This window comes from Candidatus Magnetobacterium casense (assembly GCF_000714715.1).
Taxonomy (GTDB): domain Bacteria; phylum Nitrospirota; class Thermodesulfovibrionia; order Thermodesulfovibrionales; family Magnetobacteriaceae; genus Magnetobacterium; species Magnetobacterium casense.
In genome coordinates, this window is the sequence record NZ_JMFO01000018.1 from 1 (window position 1) to 22,771 (window position 22,771).

Consider the following 22,771-nt stretch of genomic DNA (forward strand, 5'->3'; position numbering starts at 1 on the left):
AGATAACGATACTTCGGAGTTTGCAGTGGAAAGTATCCGCGCTGGTGGCGTAAAATGGGGTGTGAACATTATCCCAATGCTAAAACACTTCTCATTACTGCTGATTGCGGGGGCAGTAATGGCTATCGTGTCCGTTTGTGGAAGGTTGCACTCCAACGTTTTGCAAACGAAACAGGTTTAAACATATCGGTTTGTCACTTTCCACCGGGAACCAGCAAATGGAATAAAATAGAACATAGAATGTTCTGCCATATAAGCATGAACTGGCGTGGTAAGCCTTTGACAAGCCATGAGATAATCGTAAATCTAATAGGTAGCACCACAACAAATAAGGGTTTAAAGATCAAGGCAGAACTGGATACAACTGCTTACTCAAAGGGAATTAAGGTGTCTGATGAAGAATTTGACAAAGTTAATTTAACTAAGGCTTCATTTCATGGTGAATGGAATTATACTATAGCACCTAATTGTTCAAGTTAATTATGGACAGTTACTAAGAAGGAGAACCTTTCTTTAATCACTTTATATCCCACATAGTTCAGATGAAACCGCATATCGCCAGTGCTGCTTTATAAGCATTTCCCACTTTATATCCCACATAGTTCAGATGAAACAGCCAAAGCAGACAAGGGACGGACAGTATCTTGACACTTTATATCCATTCCCTGTTGCACTTCAACGCGTTACCTTTACAGACGGACAGTATCTTGACACTTTATATCCCACATAGTTCAGATGAAACGCATTGCCTGTGGTGACAGCACAGACAGTGAAATCACTTTATATCCCACATAGTTCAGATGAAACGCTTACCCACATTCAAAAACACCGGAACCTTTTTCCTTTATATCCCACATAGTTCAGATGAAACGCAGAACGCAACCCGCAGTTTAACGGCATACAAAACTTTATATCCCACATAGTTCAGATGAAACGTGTTGACCTATTTCGTAGACAAGCTCCTTAATGGCCTTTATATCCCACATAGTTCAGATGAAACTTTACATTAACCGTGCCACTTGCTTTTGTCTTTAAACTTTATATCCCACATAGTTCAGATGAAACTGACGCCACAACCGCAATACCGGCAAAGTACATGTTCTTTATATCCCACATAGTTCAGATGAAACTACAGCCTTGTCATCCAGTTTGGTTAGTGTACCGTCCTTTATATCCCACATAGTTCAGATGAAACCCGTCAAAAGTTGCCCGTTTGCCCATATGCGTATAAACTTTATATCCCACATAGTTCAGATGAAACACGGCACGGTGATTGATACCAGTAGTGATTTGGAACTTTATATCCCACATAGTTCAGATGAAACTTTAATATCAGGTAAAGCCATTCTTGACATATCTGACTTTATATCCCACATAGTTCAGATGAAACTTGATAGACCCAACTAAGACAATCCTTTCATCCTCACTTTATATCCCACATAGTTCAGATGAAACGTAGCCCTTGCGCTTAAAATACTCAATAGCCTCTTTCTTTATATCCCACATAGTTCAGATGAAACCCAGCCGTGCTATCTGCCCTGAAAAGCAACTTACCACTTTATATCCCACATAGTTCAGATGAAACAAGGATATCGGCGATAAGGCCCACGGGCTTTTGTGTCTTTATATCCCACATAGTTCAGATGAAACGTGGATGCTCATCAGGCTGCCCAAAGTTGATTAAGCTTTATATCCCACATAGTTCAGATGAAACACCCTGCCAACTCACGCAAGATACTCGTTATTGACGCTTTATATCCCACATAGTTCAGATGAAACTCTGCCAGTTTTTTCATTTTGGCGTTAAATTCTTCCCTTTATATCCCACATAGTTCAGATGAAACGCAATGTAGTCATACGTCTCTTTATTTACAGTCATGCTTTATATCCCACATAGTTCAGATGAAACCTGAATCTGAAAAAAGAAATGTCAATGTAGTTATTACTTTATATCCCACATAGTTCAGATGAAACCATCGTAAGCGGCCTGATATGACGTATGCAGAATGCCTTTATATCCCACATAGTTCAGATGAAACCTCCTGATGCTTTAGCTGAACTTAGAAGGAAGTATGCTTTATATCCCACATAGTTCAGATGAAACTTGACAGTTAATTATAACAACAGACGCATCAAGCCTTTATATCCCACATAGTTCAGATGAAACGCTGTAGGGACGACGGCGGCAGCGGTAAAAACACCTCCTTTATATCCCACATAGTTCAGATGAAACTCGCTCGTATCGGGGCAGTGGAGGAGTTGTTATCACTTTATATCCCACATAGTTCAGATGAAACCTACAGGGGCCGGAGACGTGAAGCCTATCTCTGCACTTTATATCCCACATAGTTCAGATGAAACGACTTGCTGTGATGTTACGACGGTTGTCATTTTGACTTTATATCCCACATAGTTCAGATGAAACACGCTTGCCCCCCATGAATCCCCGGAGTTCAGCTTACTTTATATCCCACATAGTTCAGATGAAACTTCGTTGCAACTGCTCAAGGTTTGCCATCCATTCTGCTTTATATCCCACATAGTTCAGATGAAACTATTCCTTCTGAAATTATGTTTGCAGGGTCTCCATCCTTTATATCCCACATAGTTCAGATGAAACTCATAGTGACTCCTGATTATCCACACCAGAGGTGTCCTTTATATCCCACATAGTTCAGATGAAACGCGGACACTCCGACACGATCTGCGCATCGTCATGATCTTTATATCCCACATAGTTCAGATGAAACTAATATATACAAGTATTCGTATATTAAGTGTTAGAACTTTATATCCCACATAGTTCAGATGAAACGAGGTCATAGATGGTAGTTTACAATCTGTGTTTACTCTTTATATCCCACATAGTTCAGATGAAACCCGGACGTGAAGGTTCCCGTAAGGCTGCGTCTTCTTCTTTATATCCCACATAGTTCAGATGAAACCTCAATCTTGAAGCGTACAGGATTGCTTCATTGAACCTTTATATCCCACATAGTTCAGATGAAACTAATTGCCTTTATCAGCAAGCCCCTTCCTTTAGGTACTTTATATCCCACATAGTTCAGATGAAACTTGGTATTAGTCCTCCTTGCCACTAACCGTAGCTCTTTATATCCCACATAGTTCAGATGAAACTCAACCTTTGCTGTCAAAGATCAAAATCACAAGCCCTTATAAAATAACATATTAGACGAGGGGTTTTCTCAAAATAATTGAAATGTACGTACTTTTTTGCAGTGAACCTGCGGTCGCGTTTTTCAGGCATAGATAATTCACAGGTATTGTTTAATATTATCAGTGACTTATATGGATTCATACTTGAAAGAGGTTTACTGCACATACCATCTGCCTAAAAAATGTTACCAGTCATTTCTTTTTCAAGGCCAAGCACTGCCTTTGAGAGATTGCTTCTGTTTTCTATGACGTAGAAGTATACGCTGTCTGATTCTAAGTCTATTATTTTTAAAAGCTCCTGCCTGCACTTTTGAAGCTTACCGACGCTCAACTCACCCTCAAACACCGAGTTTTGTACCCAGTGAAGATATTTTTTGAGCGCCTTGCGAACCTTGTTTACACGCAACTCCCCAATATCGTATGTCACCACGTAATAGGGCATCACCACCACGCCTTAAGGGGAACGTACTCTTCGTCTCCCAACAGATGCTTTATAAGCTTGTAGCACTCTAAACGTATCAACGTGGAATACGACACCTTGCGCTTGAGCTTTCGGTGCTGGACGGTGGTATTGAGTTTTTCGTCGAGCTCCCGCAGATACTTCTTGCGCCCAACCTCCGTCAGGTAACAATAATCCACATCCTCATCGAAGTCTTCCTCCGTGAGCATCCTGTTGTTGACGAGCTTGAACATGACCGTATCGGCAATTAGTGGCTTGAATATATCCGATATGTCAAGACTCAGCGAATAACGCCGCTGACTTGGTTCGTGCAGATAGCTGATAGTTGGATTAAGCTGAGTGTGGTATATATTGGTCAACACGTGTGTGTACATCAGCGAGTTGCCAAAGGAGATCAGGGCATTAACGGGATTTGTAGGTGGCCGCTTATTACGCTTGTCAAAGGAGAAACCATCAGCCACCATCACGACGTTAAGTGCCTGGTAATAGGCGTTGCGAGCACGTCCCTCACATCCCATAAGCTCGGCAACGGAACCCGCCGATTCAATGTGTTTCAATTCACGGTCTATGATGTCCCTGAATTCTTCAGTGCCCTTGTGACGGCGGAGATTACGCTGGAGATGAAAGAGACTCCCCTGGACAAATCCAACTGCAATGGCCAACCGCTTGGCGGGGTCAAGGTAGTGCTGAACCTGCCGGACGGTAAGCTCCCCCGATGCACTCTTATGGGGCGGCATGAAGCTCCCCGTGTAAAACCCATAGTAGTTGTAGAAGTGAATGGTCGTGTTGTGTTTGGAGAGAAAGTTCAACAGCTTGGAGTTTAGGTCAATTTCACCAAACAGGTGGATGGTGTCGATGTCTTCAATGGGAATGGCCTTCTTGTCACCCTTTTCGTTTTCGATGACAACGGTGTTTTCCATCCGTTTTATCCTGCCATTTGAGGATATGTAATACGGTCTGTCCATAGTCTTTTTTTCCTTATGTTATGCCCAACACAGTTGACAGTATGCACACTTTGAACAGATGGGTTTATGGACTGGTTTGGGCGGATTTGGTAGTGCGGTGATGGCCCTGATTTTATCGAGGTCAGCAAGAACACTCAACTCGTCTTGTTCCGTGAGAACGACTTCTTCGGTTCGTCGGAGTTTGGGATAACTGATAATACCCGTTTTGTTGATGCCGCGTTGTTTGAGAATGAACAGGTAATAGAGAATTTGCGCCCTATCGGCATCGGCAATGGAGTTGGAGAGCTTGATCTCGCGGATGGTGTCGGGGCCAACGACGTCGATCCTAATCAGGTTATCGATCAATACCTCGCGTGACTTCTCCCGTGGATAGGCAGATTGATCAAGGAGCTTGCCAAGCAGAACACTGTCTGACTCTGCCTCCATCGTGATGTGCCGGTCAAAGAGCCATAGCTTGCGCTGACAAACGTACAGGTAGTTGACCTTTACCCCCGTTACCCGAAACTCCTGCGGCGGAGACCCTATCGATTGTGAATCTGACATACCTATATCAACCTGAGCTTAACATAAACAGCGTCAGTCAATAAACACCCCCGCACCCACAGCCTCGTTGAGTTCAATCCCCTTCTCAAAGGAATACGTGACATCGTTTATGATACATATAGCGTTTCTATTGCAGTAAGCGGAACCAGCAACACGCATCAGGCGCTTGCGGTCAAATAACTGAACGGCAACCGTATATTGCCTCAACTCCGCCTTTGCACGGAGCCTGTCATCGAACGACACCCCCTTTGCCTCAATTATGCCGAGAGCTTCGGTGATCTCCTTCTCACATGCGTTGTAGACCGGTCGGGGAATAACGCAGTAATTAAAGGCAATCTTTCTGAACATCTCCTGGGCTTCTTTTTTTGTTTGCGCCTTAAAACCGAGTTCAAGCAGGTTCTTGTAGTTTTTATAGCTGCGATAGTATTGCGTTGTTTCGATGTCACGAAAAATATGTTCTATTGTCGCTTGCTTGTCTTCTTCGGTCATAAAGAGGCCGTCATAGCGATCCTTCAGGTGGCGATACGTCCGTGCCATCAGGTCAGCGTCGTAGACTTTGAATGTCTTTGCATGAAATATGTGGATATTGGGTGTGGGCAACCCATACTCCCGTTTCCTGTAACAGCGCCCAAAGCGTTGAAACAGACTGTCCACGGGAGAACATTCGGTAAAGAGTACGTCAAAGTCGAGATCAAGGCTGGCCTCAACTACTTGCGTGGCTATCCAGACCACAGGTGGATGAGTGGGATCGTTGATGGCCATGATGGCCGTTTCCTTGAGCTTGCGATCTCTCTGTATGAACCGGGAATGAAGGAGACAAGCCCCCTCGTCTCTGAGCGCCTCGTACATCTCCTGTGCACGCCTGACCGTGTTGCAAACGACAAGCACCTTTCTGCCGGTTTCGAGACTGTCAATGACCATTGCCAATGACCCCGGGTCGTTAATCTCTTCACCGTGTACTGAAATCCTATGCCGCCTGATGCCAGGGAGAACAGGGGAAGGGATTTCAACGTTGCCAAGGGCCTCCAGCTCCTCTTTTACAAAAGGCGGAAGGGTTGCCGTCATCAGTAGAAACTTACCCCCCAGGCGATGAATCTCCTTCAGAAACACAACAATGGCCGCAATGGAATCGGGCGAAAAGCTCTGTATCTCGTCAACGACGATCTTTGAGTAGGACGCGGTGAGGTAAACAAGTTCATAGCCGTTGTACTTAAAGGCCGCCGTGACAAGCTGGTCTGCCGTGGCAACCGTCAGGGGGGCGCAGAGTTTTCTGGCCGTCTCGATACGTTCCGTGTAGGTTTCGGTGTTATCGGTGTCCTCAAGGTTATAAGCAATGTCCCCATGCAGGAGCGAAACGTTATTATTGTCGTCTTTGGCAAACACCTCACGAAACCGCTTGTGCATCTCACTCACGGCCATCTTAAGCCCCAGGAGATAAAACGCCTTAGCGCCATCTATCCAGTTCATGGAGTACTCGGTCTTACCCGAGCCTGTGGCCGCAACCAAGATGATGTTCTTGGCAGCCAGCCTCCTGGCCTCCTGCTGAAAAGGTTTCAGAGTCCAGACTTTGCCAGCAAGACAGCGGGCAAAGTCGTCGCGATAGTTGCCACGATAGAGTCTTTCGGCATCTATGCCGGCGGATGCGGTGTAGTCACACTTGTGGAGGATGCCCTTGAAAAACACGATAAGCTCAAAGTAGTGGCGATAGTACGCCTGTGACTCTATAAGTTGCCGCAGGTCTTTTTCAATGTCGTAGTCTGCATTGAGCGGTGAGGTGAAGCCTATCTTGTCTTTGTTTTTCTCCAGGTCGAGTTCAATAAACTTTATCACGGCTTCTTTGTTAAACTTGTCGCTTCGTGTGTGGTGAAAAGCCACGCAGTATTGGACGAGCCTATAAAAGCGGATATTCTCCGTACTGAAGCCGTGAAAATACCTATTATCTTCGCTTGTGATGAAGGCAACGGAGAGCCATTCGTGTGGGATCTCTTGTGCGTCCTTCAGCTCTGGGATGATAGCCTTTTCCTGCAGTCCCAGTTTGTTCTGAAACTTGTGGTTGAGTTTACCGAGGTCGTGGTAGCAGAGTATCTTTTTAATGACGGCGTCGTATTTGTTGACCTTTTCGGGGTCAAGGTACGGCTTGAGTGTCTCATAACATGCGAGCAGATTGCGGTTGTGTGTCTCAATTGTCTCCGGAGGGTCTGATTTTGCGTAAACTGGCATGTCATTTCTCCATAAGGTTTACGATATAGCCATCACTGTCTATGGTAATATTGTAAAACTTTATTTGATTGCCCTTTGTTATGTATATGGTATCGACATAGCTAAATATCCGTTTGTCCTCAAAGGACTTTACGTCTTCATAGTAAAACGGCAGACGATAATATGTCCCAACCAATTGCTGCTGTTTACAGAACTCCGGCGGGAGGTAGGTATCGTATGGAAGCCTGAATCCGTCTGTTTCATGGGACGATATATCGACGAGCTTCGTTTCGCCTAAGTCAACGCGGGCGATGTCCTCGTTTCTGCCAATTACAACGGTCTTTGTCCTGACCGCATCATAGAGCTGATCGGTAAGGCCCTCATCGTCAAAGGCAATATGCAGGAGAAGCTTCATGTCAACGATTTCGTCAACAAACATGACGCCGTGTGTTGCTGTTTTCTCAGATGTACCAATAACCACATCGTAGGGATTTTTGGGTCTATCCTTTCTGGCACGGTCGAATTTATACACCTTCTGCATGTTGGTAACAACGGATGCGTACCTGCCCTGGATCGATATGGCAAGGTTGCGATACTGTGTTAAATCGAGCAGGGCGTGTGCCATGCCCCTTACCATCGAGGGCGTGGGAAGCGGATATGTCTGGACATAGCCAAAGCTCATCTCTCTGCGGTAGTTGACCAGGTTTTGATACAGCTTTATCTTTAATGCCTTCATGGTGGCTTAATTTGCGTTTCCATTGTAGTGTTCGTCAACCGATTGACGCAACTGCGCAAAGAAACCTTCTACGTCCCTTTGATTGTCCACCGTTATGGAACCGACATTGGAAAATATGCCGTCTATAACGCCAAGCATGGTTTGTTCCTTCACGGTATGATTGTTGAGAGTCGTGATGGCGAGTACGCTGTTGATGGCCTTTTCGTCTATCTCAACCTTGTCTCTGAGGAAGGTCAGTCGCAGTCTGTTGTAAAAGAACGGATTGCCGACGTCGTAAATTCCGCCTATTACAAAGACCGGGGCAAGGTTTTCCCGTTTTCCTCTGATGTCCCGGTAGAGGAGCTTTATGACGCTAAGGAGGTTGTTGACTCGTTCTGCTTTCCTGGCAGGAGACAGGTTAACCTTGTCTATTGTGTCTTTACCGATATCATCGAGATTGAAGGTCATTGAATAACAATAAAACGAACGGTGTATCTCTGCCTGAAAGATGTCGTTACCAACGTTATTGGGGATTCTGTCAGCAAGTCCCTTGTTTGTTCCAAACTCCATTTCGTTGTGGAAGGTTTCGAGGCTTACTGCGTCTGTGAGGCGGACTACAGCCTTTCTGATTTTTGTTTTTTCTTTTACATCTTCATCATTTGTCTCGGGTTCTTCAATTTCGTTTTTTGTCTTACTCTTTTTCTTTTTCTCTGTTTTCATGTAGCCAAAGAAATCTATTTCAGGAAACTTGTCAATTGTTGATGATTTGGAAAATTGTATAACACCACTCTCTTTATCAACTTCAGTAAGTGGATAGTTGTATACCTCATTGAGCATACGCACGATATCGTAACGAATGGCCTGTCTGCTGACGTATGAATAGTTCTTGGCATCTGTGGTAAGTTTTTTCAACGTAAGAATGTTGCCAACCCCTTCGCCGTAGTTCAGATTAGAGGCCTTAAAGATTACGGCCATGTGTATATGTTTGGACTTTGCCATTGTGTTATCCTCCTTGTTTGCTATTGTCTGTGTTATTGTCTTTTTCAGATGCAAGAAGTCCGTTTAGAAACGAATAGCCAAATTGCATGAAATAATCATCATCGAGCATTTCGTCTTGTCCAAAGGCAAGAGATAAGTCATTGGACATCATCACTCGCATGTACTTGTCAAGGAACTTCTCACGGTCGGCTAACTTTAGATCGTTTAGAAAACCGTAGGCAATGCCATTGATCTGATTGTCCTTATTTCTTCTGTGAAGCTCTTGGCGGAGAGTTATTCCACTTCGGTAGCCTTTTTTCACTATCTTCTGACTGTTGCCCATATCCTTCTGCCCCCTTATAGTTTGAATGTAGCTTATTATGTAATTTGTAACCTTGTAGAGGTTGTATTTGCCTGATTCATCGAGATAATAGGAGAAATATCTGTCAAGCGTTGCGTATCCGATCTGGCGGTTGATGGCATACAACAAAAGCTCTTCCTCAATGCTATAAAACGTCTTTTTTATCTTGTAAAAACCTTTAGGGATTTTATCCTTTGTAAACTGTTCGTCAAGGAACCTCGCAATATCAACGCTGATATTGTAATTGTACGTGTTATATCCTTTTGTGCTTTGCCCACCGGCAATCGGGTTGTCTGAGACCTCAATAAAGTTGATATTCTCACTTGTGTCTTTGACCTGCCGGGTTCTGATATGACGAACGGTTTCTTTTATCATGGCAATAATTACATTAGTCTCAGTCTTGTCTGTTATGATGTTGAGTTGGGTATTAAATGATACCGTGGATTCGTAAAGTGTTTGTAAATCGGTGTTTTGATTTACAAAGTAGAAATACTTTAAGTAATCGCTACGTCTTAAGACATATATCAGTGAATCAAAAGCACTGTTGTATATGAGGGCACATAGAGGACAGACCTTTACCTTCTGAGCCTTACAGCCCCATATCCAATTAGAATTGTCCTTGTTAAAGCCTATGATGTTTGAAATGGCATTGCTGAACTCGTATTCTGCCTTTTTCGTCTGGCATGAAACACACAGGTCAGTGTTCTTGATTGTCTTAACCGGGGGCCGTTTTTTTATGTCCTTAATGTACTCATCGGCTTTATCGTGTGCACAGACTCCCTTTAAAGCAAATTTAGACGATATAAACGACTGTATTGAATCTTTTCCTTCCTGGGTTTTATTTAGCGCCTGAAATACGCCATCTTTAGTCAGGCCCTTGAGCTTCTCTACTGTGGCATCAAGATATGCGGCATAGTCATCTTGGGTCTCTATGCTGTTTGGTGAATAACCAAGCAGACTGAGAAAATTCAGATAAGGGCTTTTTTCAAGCTCTGCCAACTTTTTATCTATTTGTGCTTTAGTCATCAGTTGCTTTTTCCCTTGAATCTCCTTTCGTGCCTTTTTGAAGCGCTGACAGTACGCCTGCACGTTAAAAAACTTGGCAAAGGCGTGTTTGACGAACTTATCGCCGAAGTTGTCAAAGATGGCGTCGTCGAACTCCACGTAATTTTCCCCGACGTGCAGATGCTCCACCTCGTCAAGGCTTCTGCCGTCGGCAACTATCGTCAGGAAGCCAACAATGCCGGCATTAAAGTACCAGTCGCGCATGTAGAGCCGATGTTTCATATTTCCACACCGACCATTCCAAACCCCTGGGCAGTGCGCAGTCCCACGCCAGCCTGATAGAGCAGTTGCAGGTCACTGACATCCCCGATGACCTCAAATGTCCCCTCAAATACCGTCAGGTACATAAAGGGCTTGCCCGTCCGTTGCACGAAGTGGCGAATTGTGTGCTTGACCACCTTCTTGCGTAACGTAAGGGGCCGAAACTCCAACGGTCTGTGTAAGCCTTCCCCGCGCAACTCACGACACAGGCGGTTGTGGATAGCATTGAAGTCATCGTTAAACCTGTCGCTGTAGAATTCCATCCCGGGCATGGGCAACAGGGGTTTGCCATCCCTGCCCTCAATGGAAACCGGTGAGTGTGTCCTGAAAACCACACGGTCCCCGGTGATACCCGCTTCGTTGAGCATGTATATCTTGTCCACCTCAAGCAATATCCCGTTGTCAAACTCAAATGACCTCTTGTCGATAAGGCCGTTGTACAGGTTGGCAATGAACTCGTAGTCACAGGAGCTTACGTACAGGGATACGTAGCCACCCTGATCAAAGTAAAACACCGTTTCCTCAACCGTTACATCCTCTGACACGTTAAACCGCTCCTTAACGACCCGACTCTTGTGCGGTAAGTCCACGCTAAACGTAAATGGTTTAACCACCTTTGAGTGCGTCGTCTTTGATTGTTTTGTACTATTACCCTCGCCACTGTTGGGATAGAGTGCCTCCTTGTACGGCTTGTTGGAGGTCTTAAGCGCCTGGATGATCATGCTCATAAACATGTGACGATACATTACAGGCAGTTTTTCAGCCTTGCAGTTAACCCTGATCCTCATCTTTACCTCACTTCTGAATTATTATGTTCTCTGTCAATCATAGAAATCAAGAGATGTTGTCCTTGCGGACCTTTGTGTTGTCTGTTTTTGTTTCCAAACCCGTTTCCTCGCAGTACATAGCGTCAAATATCAGTATATCACCAAGCCAATGAGTCAGCCTGTTAAACTTCTTTTCTTCAACCTTGCAATCTCTTAGCTCACATAAGATTGTGCTTGCAAGTTTTGGTTTTTCTGTCATCAGGACGGGTCTGACGTTTACCACGACGCGAGATAACACCTCGTCCTTAAACGACACGTATCTGAAGCTGTCATCGTCATGCTCGTCGATGAAGGTCTCAAGGGCTTCCTTCAACGTGCCTTCAAGGGCAGAAGGGATGCCGGAGATGGTGCAGATATTCCTGAACGTCCGCAGCGCCTCCTCTTTCCTCTCTGACATGTACCCTGAATCAAGCAATCTCAGTGCCTGAGCGAACTTACGCTTGTAGGCGGATGTTTTGGGAACTAAATCATATAGCTCCCCGACGAGTTCCTTCTTCCTGGTTTCAGGTAATAGAAAAGATAATTCGAACCTTGCCGGAGCAGATGTGAAGTTATCGATTTCTTTATTTATCTTGATTTGAAAGTTATCCTTTTCAGCAGGATATTTGACCTTGGTTATAAAGTCATCAACCTCTTTAATCTTATTGTTGCCACTGTTGACCAACAGGGCAAGAGAAAGGGCGCAGATCAATTTCTCATAAACATACCCCTTTCCGGATTCAAGGATAGTTTCTTTTTTATTTTCTTGTTGTCCGTTGTTAAAACAGACTATGACGTTTGGAGGCTCTTTTTCGTTGTACCGAAAGCCTGAATCGTAGGCATAACGCCGAAAAACACGCCCCATACGCTGCACAAGACAGTCAAGCGGTGCAAGCTCCGTGTAAAGGATATCGGCGTCGATATCCAGCGAGGCCTCCACTACCTGAGTAGCCACGAGTATGACGCCTGAGGCATCGTTGCCTCCCCCGGGGTTGGCAAAGAGGCCACTCTTACCCGCTATTTGGGCTTCAATATGCTGCCGCTTTTTTAATACGAACCTGGAATGAAGCAACAGCAGTTTTATATTGTCCCCGGCGTCCAGTTGTTCTTTAAGGCTTTTATATATACCCTGAGCCTTATGTACGGTATTAACTATAACGAGCGTTCTGTGCTTTCCCCTTGCCTTTTGTATGATGTCAGTTGTAATGTTATCGTCCCCAATATCTCCGGCTCTTATCTCCACTTTATGTTTGGTACACATTGCGCCGACATACTTGTCAATATATTTGTAGTGGGCTTTTGTTCTTTCTTCGATTTCGCTGCGGACAAAATCCGGCAGAGTAGCGGTCATCAGGAGGAACTTGCCACCGAGTGCTGCAATGTCTTCGACCAGCTTTACGATCATGGCTACGGCCTCTGGATTGTATGCCTGTACCTCGTCTATGACGAGTTTTGAATACAGGAGTGTTGCGTATATTTTTTCGTAGCCGGGGTACTTCAGGGTAGCCGGAAATATCTGGTCGCCGGTTGAGACGGTGGCCGCAAGGGAGAGGTGTCTTGCCATTTGAAGGATTTGTGGTCTCTCACCTTCCATTGCTTCGTGTTGAGACTGCAGGTCGTTGTGGTTGTTGTATCCTGATTTTTCGAGGATGTAGAGATCGGCATCCGAATGCAGGAGCCCGACGTTATCCCTTCCGTAGACGGTTTCGGTGCGGTCAAAGATGGAGTTCACGGCCGTTTTCAGTGGCAGGGTGAAAAACAGCTTTGAATCAGCGCCCCACAGATAGGCAAACTCCGTCTTTCCTGCCCCCGTTGGAGCCACAAGGATGATGCTACTGCCATTGTCATCGCCGGAGAGTTCCTTTTGTTGCCAAGGGTTTTTTGTTTTTTTCTAGTAGCCCTCTGAGGACATTAGTTCTGACATGTGTGCCGTCTATCTCCTGTTCGATTAGTTCATCGGTGTTTTCATCCTGAACGTAAGACGTAAAATGATCGAGTCTCATGAGAAACCCCGAGAGTAGGAGCCATTTTTTCAGATACGTAGCCTGCGGGAAATTAAACGATCTCTGAAAAAGGAAGTTGTGACTATATGGCGGCACGACGTAGGCAAAGAGGTCGTTTCTATCCTTGAGGGTATGGGCTAAATCCTCGTTGAAACCGATCAGTTCAGGGAGTTTTTTGAAATCGCTGTTGCCATCGAAGTGTTCTCTGAGGTTTTGCAGAAGGGCGGCTCTGTAGGCTTCGTTTTCGAGGAGAATTTTTGCGGTTTTTGTGAGTTCGCTACTTAATCCAAAGAGCATCTGTTCGAAGTTGTCCCTCCAGTGGTGAAAGGCAATGGCCGAGTATAGAATCTTTACGTCCTTGTCGTTGTTAAAGCGCTTTCGTATTTTTTCGTAATCCAGCCAAAAGAGTGAGAATATGCTGTGAGGTACGTTTGGCAATGGGATACGCGGCCTGTAGTGCCAGTTGCCAACGTTGAGCTGAAAGGTGGACGAGACCTTGCCCAAGTCATGCGCAAAGATGGCCACATCCAGGAGGTCAGGGAAATTGCGGAATTCATCATTGTCAGGTAAATAAGGTTTAAATGCCTTCTTCAAAGACTCTGACTGTGTAAGCAGACCTTTGGTGTGATGGCTGAGGGTAATAGCGTGTTTGCTCTTTGCGAGTATGTTTATTTTACTTGTCATTGCATTGCCCCAGTGTGGTTAATATGACTGGCGTATCCTCATCCATGAGGAATGTCTGGCGTTTAAAGCTCAATCCCTCATAGAGCTTGACGTCAATGTAGTAGTCGAAGATGCGGACGCCTTCGGAGTTGATCTTGTAAAATCCGGGGAGCTTAACCAGATTACAGTTGAGGTTGTGGAAAAAAGCTTCGTATGATTCTTTGCCTGGTAGGTAGTGCGTGTTTACCCATGCCGGGGAGGGTATCCATGTGTATGAGGGTATGGCGCTTGTCTTGGCTTCCTTGAGAGTAACGGTTGTGATGTCGTTGAAAACGAGCCAGTCTTCAGCGCGTCCCAGGGAGATGGTGGAGGTTCTGTTGACGGGGTTTTCAAAGGCGGATTGGATCGTATCAAGCATGTTGTCGTCGCTGTGATGGATGTATATAGTGAGGTTGACGTTATCAAGGACGTTGATAGTTACGGGCATCTGTCCACCGGGGTGCTGGACGATACCGTCTAACGTCCTGTTTGTGGGGGAGGTAAAGCGAGTAACATGGCTCTTTTTTTTAAGGCTTCTGTACCATATGTATTCCCTGACCATTGATTCGTATGTGCCGTGGATGGCCATTGAGAGTCCGGAGCGGAGCGAGCTGAGGGTTTCATCATCGTTATAGTCCTTCACGCCTGTTTTCAAGCCCATGAGGTTAGTCATCAACCCCTTGACCGTTGAAAAAGGCGGTATCGGATACGTCAGCAGCCTTCGGTAACTGAAGTGTATGCGATAGAACGCAGAGGGTTGGTGTATCTTAATCCGCAGAACTTTCATCGTATCCTCTTAAAAAAGCATGGTAAAATGGGGTCAAGGGGGCTGGCCCCCTTGCAGGGGAGGTCTGAGGAGGGGGCGGAGCCGCCCTCCTTCTTTCCTTTACCGTGAAATATAAAGAGGATACCTTTCATCGTCCTTATAAACCGAGGGCCGTTAAGAATTCATCCCATTCGTTGTTTTTATAGTAACCGTCATTGGGAATCCCGTTGATTATATCCTTTGGATTGCAAAAATAAACCTTTTTCTTACCGGTTCCATTTGATACGATATAATGATTATCGAGTATGGCGTCAAAGAACTTACCCTGTTCAAGGTAGGAGTTAAAGAGCGGCACGGGTAGCTTTAAACCAGCGGCTACGATGAATACAGGGACAATGCCATAGTTCTCTCCACTGGTATGGTATATGAGACCGTTTTTTATAACTGTGAGAATCTGTCTGATACGCTTGAGCTTTTCTGATTTAGCCAGTTCAAAGACGGCCCTTTTTGTTGTGCCATCAGACTCATTAATCATAGTAATGGAACCAAGCTGTTTTTTCTCAATTACGTTTTCAGGTTGTGAAAAAATATCAAACTTCCCGCTTATATTGATGGGAGTTTTACTCTTGTCCTTTTTTTTCTTATTACTTGTTTCATTTGTAATCTGAGAGGTTTCTTGATCATGCTTACTTTCCGTGTCGCTTTTTCCGATTGTGTCTTTAAGCACCTGCTCAATGCATAGTAATTGCCAATTTTTATCATCCTTAATTAACCACTCATCGTTTCCTATTTTTTCTGTATCAATGGTATAAGACACTTTAAAGTATGAACAATGCTCCTCCTTGTTTACAGGATTAGGGTTGCTACCTCCCCGCCTTGCCAGATCATGATTGGCGTTGAACTGCATATCGCCTTCCCAGGTTTCAAATGCAACGGCCTTTGTTATTCCAACCGGCGACTTTCTCGTCATAGTTGGTTGTACCGCAGTAAACATGTAACCAAATGCATCTAGCTCTGATGAGTTAAGGATATTGTTTCTTGTCAGGTCAAATTGCACTACATCCGAGCTAACAACACTTGCTTCGGCCCAATCTTTGGGATACAGCTTGTTCAATGAGTTAAACAAATAATGTCGCATAGCAACCCTGGATATGTAACTAAACGTCTTATTGCCAAAGCGGACCATTTTTTTAATTGAAGGAATATTGCCGCCGATTTTTTCGTCTCTGTTTAACGCACACGCCTCAAAAATAACTGTAAGCGTAATTCCCTTAATGTTTTGATTGTCGTTGTTATTCATACCTGTCATCCTCCTTCTTCTTTTTTTCTTTAATGAACCCACTTAGAAATGCGTATACACACGCCTTAAACATGTTGTCATCTATATCGTTTGGTTTTAGAACAGCGACTAGTTCCTGTGGAAACTTTTTGCCTCTTGTTGTGCACAGACGTAGTAACATGTGGATCACATTCTCTCTCTTACCCAATCTTGTTTGCTCAAGAAGGCGATAAATTATTGCCTCCATAGACTCTACAAAGTCAACGTCCTTAGCTAGTGTTGCCCCCCTGTATTGCAATACTTCTATTAGCGAGTCTGTTTTTCGTGCCTTAATATATACGTTAATTCCAGACAGCCTTTTCAATAATTCTTTTTCCTGATCGTTAAAGCTCTGGTTTTTTCGCAAGTCTTTTTCTACAAGGTCAAGCATATCAAAAAGAGGGTGCATACTCTCATCACGCAAAAACATCTTAATGACTTTATCAACGTCGTCTATCCAGTCCTGTACATTCTGTGGCGACATGTTTTCATAGAGGTTGTCTATGATTTTATTTATCTCTTCATGTGGTCTCATATATACTCCTGTGTTATTACTTGTCGTATTCTGGCATAAATTAGAGGCAACTTGATTGCCAGTTTTCTCAATGCGGTTATGTCTTTCTTTGTTATTTTGTCCAATCGTTTCAGATAACTGTCATTTGAGATTATATTGTTCATTTCATCTGTTGGTTTACCTTCAGAGATATCATTAAATGCGAAAAGTAGTTTACATAAACTATGAGAAAGTTTTATCAAATCATCAAAGTCTCCGTTTAGTATCATCTTAAAGACGAGAGGTTCTCCTGCTTCATGTATCAACGCTGCGATGCCCTTTTGATTGAGCACCCTTGAAATGTGCAAGGGAAGTGAAAAGTAAGATATATGAGCCTCTTGCAAATCTCAAATCAAGCAATTATAGTGCCCCCAAAATATCATTTAATATCAGCCACTTACAAAATGAGCTTTTTGCTATATTTTACATAACATGTACTTTTGCAAGAGGCTCATATCACCGTCTTTTTTGATCACCATCTCAATATTCATCAACGACCATGTCCCTAACAGAGAATATATCCTCTGAGCTAACCCTAAATAACTCAATCCTAAGATTTCTCTTCCTGCCATATCAGGTTGCCTTGACATCATCTCAGTTGCTATCTTGTTAATGTACCACATAATTTTAAATGACGGCGCATTTATAAACAACTCACCGGATGTTGTCCTGATAAACGGTAAATGATGATGCAATACGAGATATATACACAGGGGACACAGCTTGACAGATGTCTTCATATTCCAAAAAGCGTTAGGAAAATCAAATGATCCCCCAATATATGAACCGTGCATCATATTTAATTTACTACGGTTTTTTAGAAAATCCCCGAAGTCTTGATTTGCATCTTTATCCGGGATTATTGAAAAAGATTGGCAACATAGATTACATGGTTCAGACACACCAGTTTTAAAACTATCACCGCTTAAGTATTGAACCAGTAATGATAGGTTATGTTCATCCTTTGTTTTTGAACTTGGATTAATAAAGTTTGTATAAAGGCTATTGCCTACGATTTTTAACCCCAGGGGTTTGTTTAGAATAGGGTTAACATATACTTCATGGTAATGATAATACCACTGTAGCGCCTTTGGCCTGTCATCACCGTTGCTTTTGGCAAACACTGATCTGTTTATTTCCACTGTCCCGTCGTCGCGGAGGTAGCTTTCAACGCTTATACCGGCATGTTTCAAGACCTTCAGGAAGCCGATAACGGATGCGTTGTAATACCAGTTGGATGGTAACAGCGTTAAAACGTGTGAATCACCGGCGCCGTTCAATCACCCCTCCGAATCCCGACCACACACGGGCGAGCCGTGGAAATCGTAAACGCCACGATGTTGACACTCATAAAAGGGCGATAATACACCAAAAGGCAGTTTATCAGCCTGGCAGATACACCTGTCCTCAATCTTTACCTCACAATGAATCAATTAAAAGTTATCCCCAAGTATAATAAAAATTATGCTAACATAACTCTATTGAGCCTCTTGCAAAAGTACATGTTATGTAAAATATAGCAAAAAGCTCATTTTGTAAGTGGCTGATATTAAATGATATTTTGGGGGCACTATAATTGCTTGATTTGAGATTTGCAAGAGGCTCTATTGTATAAAGCAACAAAAAAATTTAAAGGCGGCCCTGAGATTTTATAAAGAGATTATGCTATAATAAACTTGATAGCGATTTGGAGAGGTGGCTGAGCGGTTGAAAGCGACGGTCTTGAAAATCGTTGTAGGGGTGACTCTACCGTGGGTTCGAATCCCACCCTCTCCGCCAGAATTTTTCCCATCTGATGTAACGACTTCGCTTGTACCCGGCAACAGGGCTGCCCCGTATCTTTTTTAATGTGTATAGGGGTATAATAATTTATATATATGGTAAAGGTGTTTTCGATGCACCCGGCGCCTGTAGGGTCGCTGTGGATATTGATTGCGGTGGTAGTGGTGATGCTTGGTGTAACGCTTGTTATAGGGTACCACACCTACTCGGTGCGGCACGTGCGGCTTGAGATTGGTGCCGAAGGGTTGCGCATAAAGGGTGGCATGTATGGCAGACGCATTGCCCTAAGCTCTCTTGTCATGTCAGAGGCTAAGGTTATTACCTTTGAGCAGGCACCGCAGCTCTGTCCCAAGACACGCACCAATGGCATTGGCCTGCCCGGATATGGAGAGGGCTGGTTCAAGTTGCAGGATGGCAGCAAGGCCCTCCTGTTTATGGTAAGGCACAAGAGGATACTGTATGTGCCAACCACGGAGGGTTATGTGCTGTTGCTCACCCCTGAAGACCCCGATGGCGTGCTGCTTGCGTTGAATGAGGCAACAAAAAAATGACATGTAATATAGCGCGTTTCGATTGTGTGCAATACAAGAAAAGAAAGGGGCGGCTCCGCCCCCCTTCAGAACCCCCCGCAAGGGGAGGGGCGAGGCGCCCCGGCCGGAAAGAAGTCCCCTTGACCCCGTAAAAATGCCACCTATTTTGTATTTAATCCAATCGAAATTTGCTATATAAAAAAACTAAGGAGGACTTTCAGATGTTAAAAAGAACTGCCAAAATGATGATGCTGGTAGTGCTGGTAATACAGCTTTGTGGTTGTGTGGCTGCCGTGGTGGGGGCTGGTGCAGGGGTTGGCACGTATGCCTTTGTTTCGGGTAAGCTGAACTATACCTTTGACAAACCCGTGTTGGTTGTTCATGGTGCAACCTTGCGGGCTCTCAAGGACATGAAGATGTCCATAACCGAGGACAGGAGTGATAAGATTGCTGCCGTTGTAAAATCAAAGTTTGCTGATGGCGAGGGAGTACACATTGAAATAAATTCACAAACGGCTCAGACCTCCACAATCTCTGTCAGGGTTGGGGTCTTAGGAGACGAAAAGAGGTCGCTTGCCATATTGGATGAGATTAAAAAAAAACTATAAACCCACAGACGATACACAGGAGACAAGACATGAAAGAACTCAACGTAATAAACATCATTCCCAAAGAGCGACATTCCCTGATCTTCAGGACATTTGACGAACTGCAACCGGGCGATGCCTTCATCCTCGTCAACGACCATGACCCCAAGCCACTGTACTATCAATTCCTGCACGAGCGCGAAAACATCTTTGCATGGGAGTACCTTGAGCAGGGCCCGGAGGTCTGGAAGGTAAAGATATCAAAGAAGTAAAAGGTGGCCAGGGAGAGAGTCAGGGGGAAGCCCCCACGGGTAGATACAACATCAGCAACAGACCAGATTCTTAACACAGAGGGTTAATCATGAAGGATATAAGGGCACGAGATATATGCAGCAGGGACATAGTAGCAGTAACCCCCAATACAACCATTGAGGCACTGGGCAGGTTGTTCATGGAACGAGACATATCCGGGGCGCCGGTTATAGGAGATGATGGCATCCTCTATGGGGTGGTGACCGAAAACGACCTCATCAGCACGGAGAAGTCCTTCCACATACCCACGATCATAAACATCTTCGATGCCATAATCCCCATACACGGCGATGCCTACATAGCGCGGGAGATAACGAAGATGGCCGCAACCATTGTGGATGACATATGTGTCCGGGACGTCGTCACCGTGGAGGAAGATACGCCCCTGCAGGAGATAGCCGACATCATGGTCGAACAGAAGATACACCTGCTCCCTGTCCTAAAGGATGGCAAACTGACCGGCATAATCGGGAAAAAAGACGTCATCAGGGCCATTGCAACAAAGCGTTGATATTTATGTGGCATTGACTGTGTAGGACAAAAGTTACGCGTTGCTGTTTAAAAACCGTACTATTACCTGTTATAATACCAACAGTAAGGATTTTCTTACATAATATTCAGCATGGGAGTGACATAGTTTAGATGAAGATTAAGACAAGGCTTAGGGGTACGGTGACGTTGTTTTTCCTACTCAGCTTGTTCAGTGCCATATCTGTTTATATACTCGTTGACAGGATGGAGCTTGATGGCAGAGTGGTCAATTACACAGGCATAGTGAGAGGCGCAACACAGAGGCTTGTTAAGCTGGAGATATCAGGCAGACCCTCTGATGAGCTTATTGCCAAACTCGATAAGATCATACATGCACTGATCAATGGCGATAGTGAGCTAAAACTACCCAAGGCCGTTGATAGCGGGTATATTTCCGTTATGAATGAGATTGTCGCCTCATGGGGTGAGCTCAGGAAGGGTATATTGAGTGCCAGGACAGACCCGTCTCTGCGTGAGGCACTGATAAAGCAGAGTGAGGATTATTTTGAGCTGACCAATAAGGCGGTATCTGAGGCCGAAAACTTCTCAAGACAGAAGGTGGGTAGCCTGCAAGTCGTACAAATAGTACTGATTTTTGTATCTCTGATCATAGCAGTATATATATGGATAAATAGTAGTACACACATAACGCTGCCGCTTTCGATGCTGGCCGAAAAGGTCAGGATGTTGGTAACGGGAGACCTGCGGTTGACCATAGATTACTCGAAAAAAGACGAAATAGGAATACTGTCGCAGGGTATGAATGAAATGGTAAGTTCCTTCAGCAATGCCATCAACGCAATCCTGAGCGTTGCAGACTCACTGTCACTCAACGTTGAGACCCTGTTAAAGGCAAAGGCCGAAAAGACCAAGACGGACTCTGAAGTCCTCAACACCCAGGCAACCCAATCGGCTACCGCTGCCGAGGAGATGAACGTTACAATAAACAGCATAGCAAGCAACACAACGGTAGTTGCCGAGGCATCGTCCAAGGCCATGGAGTATGCCAACAAGGGTAAGGAGGTCTCAGATGGCGCTGTTGATATAATAAACCAGGTAAGTACCTCCACAGATGCCCTTGCAAAAATGATTGCAAATCTCAATAAGAGTGTTGCTGAAATCGGTGATGTCGTAACAGTTATCAACGACATAGCAGATCAGACAAACCTCCTTGCGCTCAATGCTGCCATAGAGGCAGCCAGGGCCGGGGAACAGGGCAGGGGGTTTGCCGTTGTTGCCGATGAGGTACGCAAGCTGGCCGAGCGGACTATAAAGCAGACCACCGAAATATCAACTAAAATTAAACTCGTGCAGGAAGACTCGCAAAACACGACAAGGTCTATGGCAGAGGCCTCCACGGGGGTCACGAGGGCCACCGAGTATATCAACGACGTTGGCAGCTCCCTTAGTGCAATCGTTGGCGCTGTCAAGGACACGCGTGACCAGATCGGGCAGATACAGACCTCGGTTGACAAACAACTTGAACTCTCAGAGAAGGTCACCTCCAGCGTGCTTAAAACGTCGGTTATCGTCTCTGATATGGGACACCTCTCCGATGAGGTCATGGCAGACCTTGCCGTGATGGGCGGCATATCGGAGGAACTAAGGACAGCCTCGGCAAGATTTAAGACCAGGGCAGAGGAATGGGCAAGCGTTGACATGTTTGACGCTGCCCCTAAAATGCCCCTGCACATCGAACATGAAACCAAAGGGCTTGGTATGCAGTGGGACTCGTCCTTTTCGGTCAATAACGCATTGATCGATAAGCAACACCAGGAGTTGTTCAAGTTAAAAAACGACCTGCTGTCCGTTATGTCCAAAGGAAAGGGCAAAGATGATATAGCCAGGGTGCTAAAGTTCCTGGAGGAATACGTCGTCAAGCACTTCAAAACAGAAGAGGACCTCATGAAGAAGTACAACTTCCCAGGCTATGACCTCCAAATGAAACAGCACAGTGCGCTGATTGATGCAGTAGGAAAGTTTAAGGCAACGTTCATAAAGGACGGCCCCTCGGAAACCCTCCTGTTAAAGGTCCAGCAGGAACTGGATAAGTGGCTCAAACATCATATCAAGCAGGTAGACATAGACCTAGGCAATTTTCTGAAATCAAAGGGGTATAGATAAAAACAAAGGGGCACCAAGCGCCCCTTTGTTGCA

19 protein-coding genes, 1 tRNA gene, 1 pseudogene and 1 CRISPR repeat array are annotated in these 22,771 nt (G+C 44.8%); of the genes and pseudogenes, 7 read left to right on the plus strand and 14 right to left on the minus strand.

Annotated elements, in window-relative coordinates; genetic code table 11:
* Positions 1 to 480: pseudogene (locus Mcas_RS17680) on the plus strand (ISAzo13 family transposase); the annotation flags it as partial.
* A 233-nt stretch (positions 481 to 713) separates the two neighbouring features.
* Positions 714 to 3,138: direct repeats of the CRISPR family, unit length 29 nt; unit sequence CTTTATATCCCACATAGTTCAGATGAAAC.
* Between the two features lie 214 nt (positions 3,139 to 3,352).
* Here Mcas_RS17680 and cas2 read toward each other — a convergent pair.
* The 14 genes from cas2 to Mcas_RS10235 all read right to left on the minus strand — a co-directional run bounded on the left by cas2 (position 3,353) and on the right by Mcas_RS10235 (position 18,152).
* Complete coding sequence (gene cas2, locus Mcas_RS10165) at positions 3,353 to 3,619, minus strand: CRISPR-associated endonuclease Cas2 (RefSeq protein ID WP_040335437.1); 267 nt, start codon at positions 3,617 to 3,619, stop codon at positions 3,353 to 3,355.
* Entirely contained in the window at positions 3,619 to 4,602 is a 984-nt protein-coding gene (gene cas1b, locus Mcas_RS10170; protein WP_040335438.1) for a type I-B CRISPR-associated endonuclease Cas1b, read from the minus strand. The genes cas2 and cas1b overlap by 1 nt, the downstream gene beginning before the upstream one ends.
* A gap of 18 nt (positions 4,603 to 4,620) precedes the next feature.
* A complete protein-coding gene (locus Mcas_RS10175; protein ID WP_040335439.1) occupies positions 4,621 to 5,145 on the minus strand; it encodes a CRISPR-associated protein Cas4 in 525 nt (174 codons plus the stop codon).
* 33 nt (positions 5,146 to 5,178) lie between these two features.
* The gene (locus tag Mcas_RS10180; RefSeq protein ID WP_040335440.1) at positions 5,179 to 7,365 is read right to left on the minus strand and encodes a CRISPR-associated helicase/endonuclease Cas3; all 2,187 of its coding nucleotides are present in this window, start codon (positions 7,363 to 7,365) and stop codon (positions 5,179 to 5,181) included.
* A 1-nt stretch (position 7,366) separates the two neighbouring features.
* Positions 7,367 to 8,080 (minus strand): CRISPR-associated protein Cas5, encoded by a 714-nt coding sequence (cas5, locus tag Mcas_RS10185; protein ID WP_040335441.1) that lies wholly within the window; start codon positions 8,078 to 8,080, stop codon positions 7,367 to 7,369.
* 6 nt (positions 8,081 to 8,086) lie between these two features.
* Positions 8,087 to 9,058 carry a type I-B CRISPR-associated protein Cas7/Cst2/DevR gene (cas7i, locus tag Mcas_RS10190; protein WP_040335442.1) on the minus strand — a complete coding sequence of 324 codons (972 nt, stop codon included), beginning with the start codon at positions 9,056 to 9,058 and terminating at the stop codon, positions 8,087 to 8,089.
* 4 nt (positions 9,059 to 9,062) lie between these two features.
* Positions 9,063 to 10,685, minus strand: a complete 1,623-nt coding sequence (gene cas8a1 / locus Mcas_RS10195) for a type I-B CRISPR-associated protein Cas8b1/Cst1 (protein ID WP_040335443.1) — start codon at positions 10,683 to 10,685, stop codon at positions 9,063 to 9,065.
* Positions 10,682 to 11,512, minus strand: coding sequence for a CRISPR-associated endoribonuclease Cas6 (cas6, locus tag Mcas_RS10200; protein WP_040335444.1), 831 nt, complete (start codon positions 11,510 to 11,512; stop codon positions 10,682 to 10,684). Before cas6 ends, cas8a1 begins: the two co-directional genes overlap by 4 nt.
* Positions 11,513 to 11,558: 46 nt before the next feature.
* On the minus strand, positions 11,559 to 13,352 hold the full coding sequence (cas3, locus tag Mcas_RS16760; RefSeq protein ID WP_052567142.1) for a CRISPR-associated helicase Cas3': 1,794 nt from the start codon (positions 13,350 to 13,352) through the stop codon (positions 11,559 to 11,561).
* A 22-nt stretch (positions 13,353 to 13,374) separates the two neighbouring features.
* Positions 13,375 to 14,217 (minus strand): CRISPR-associated endonuclease Cas3'', encoded by an 843-nt coding sequence (locus Mcas_RS10210; RefSeq protein ID WP_040335445.1) that lies wholly within the window; start codon positions 14,215 to 14,217, stop codon positions 13,375 to 13,377.
* Positions 14,207 to 15,022 carry a type I-B CRISPR-associated protein Cas5b gene (gene cas5b / locus Mcas_RS10215; protein ID WP_040335446.1) on the minus strand — a complete coding sequence of 272 codons (816 nt, stop codon included), beginning with the start codon at positions 15,020 to 15,022 and terminating at the stop codon, positions 14,207 to 14,209. Before cas5b ends, Mcas_RS10210 begins: the two co-directional genes overlap by 11 nt.
* A 136-nt stretch (positions 15,023 to 15,158) precedes the next feature.
* Positions 15,159 to 16,301 carry a type I-B CRISPR-associated protein Cas7/Cst2/DevR gene (gene cas7i / locus Mcas_RS10220; protein WP_040335447.1) on the minus strand — a complete coding sequence of 381 codons (1,143 nt, stop codon included), beginning with the start codon at positions 16,299 to 16,301 and terminating at the stop codon, positions 15,159 to 15,161.
* Positions 16,294 to 16,854 (minus strand): hypothetical protein, encoded by a 561-nt coding sequence (locus tag Mcas_RS10225; RefSeq protein ID WP_040335448.1) that lies wholly within the window; start codon positions 16,852 to 16,854, stop codon positions 16,294 to 16,296. The genes cas7i (Mcas_RS10220) and Mcas_RS10225 overlap by 8 nt, the downstream gene beginning before the upstream one ends.
* A gap of 434 nt (positions 16,855 to 17,288) precedes the next feature.
* Positions 17,289 to 18,152: a hypothetical protein gene (locus Mcas_RS10235; RefSeq protein ID WP_040335450.1), complete on the minus strand. Its 864-nt coding sequence runs from the start codon at positions 18,150 to 18,152 to the stop codon at positions 17,289 to 17,291.
* A 409-nt stretch (positions 18,153 to 18,561) separates the two neighbouring features.
* On the opposite strand from Mcas_RS10235, the gene Mcas_RS10240 reads away from it, so the two are divergent.
* From Mcas_RS10240 to Mcas_RS16765, 6 genes are all read left to right on the plus strand, one after another.
* A tRNA-Ser gene (locus tag Mcas_RS10240) sits at positions 18,562 to 18,651 on the plus strand.
* 116 nt (positions 18,652 to 18,767) lie between these two features.
* On the plus strand, positions 18,768 to 19,205 hold the full coding sequence (locus tag Mcas_RS10245) for a PH domain-containing protein (protein ID WP_162176305.1): 438 nt from the start codon (positions 18,768 to 18,770) through the stop codon (positions 19,203 to 19,205).
* 200 nt (positions 19,206 to 19,405) lie between these two features.
* A complete protein-coding gene (locus Mcas_RS10250) occupies positions 19,406 to 19,792 on the plus strand; it encodes a DUF3568 family protein (protein WP_040335452.1) in 387 nt (128 codons plus the stop codon).
* A 29-nt stretch (positions 19,793 to 19,821) separates the two neighbouring features.
* The gene (locus tag Mcas_RS10255; protein ID WP_040335453.1) at positions 19,822 to 20,043 is read left to right on the plus strand and encodes a DUF2249 domain-containing protein; all 222 of its coding nucleotides are present in this window, start codon (positions 19,822 to 19,824) and stop codon (positions 20,041 to 20,043) included.
* Between the two features lie 89 nt (positions 20,044 to 20,132).
* Complete coding sequence (locus tag Mcas_RS10260) at positions 20,133 to 20,594, plus strand: CBS domain-containing protein (RefSeq protein WP_040335454.1); 462 nt, start codon at positions 20,133 to 20,135, stop codon at positions 20,592 to 20,594.
* Between the two features lie 131 nt (positions 20,595 to 20,725).
* Positions 20,726 to 22,738, plus strand: coding sequence for a bacteriohemerythrin (locus tag Mcas_RS16765; protein ID WP_052567144.1), 2,013 nt, complete (start codon positions 20,726 to 20,728; stop codon positions 22,736 to 22,738).
* Positions 22,739 to 22,771: the final 33 nt, after the last annotated feature.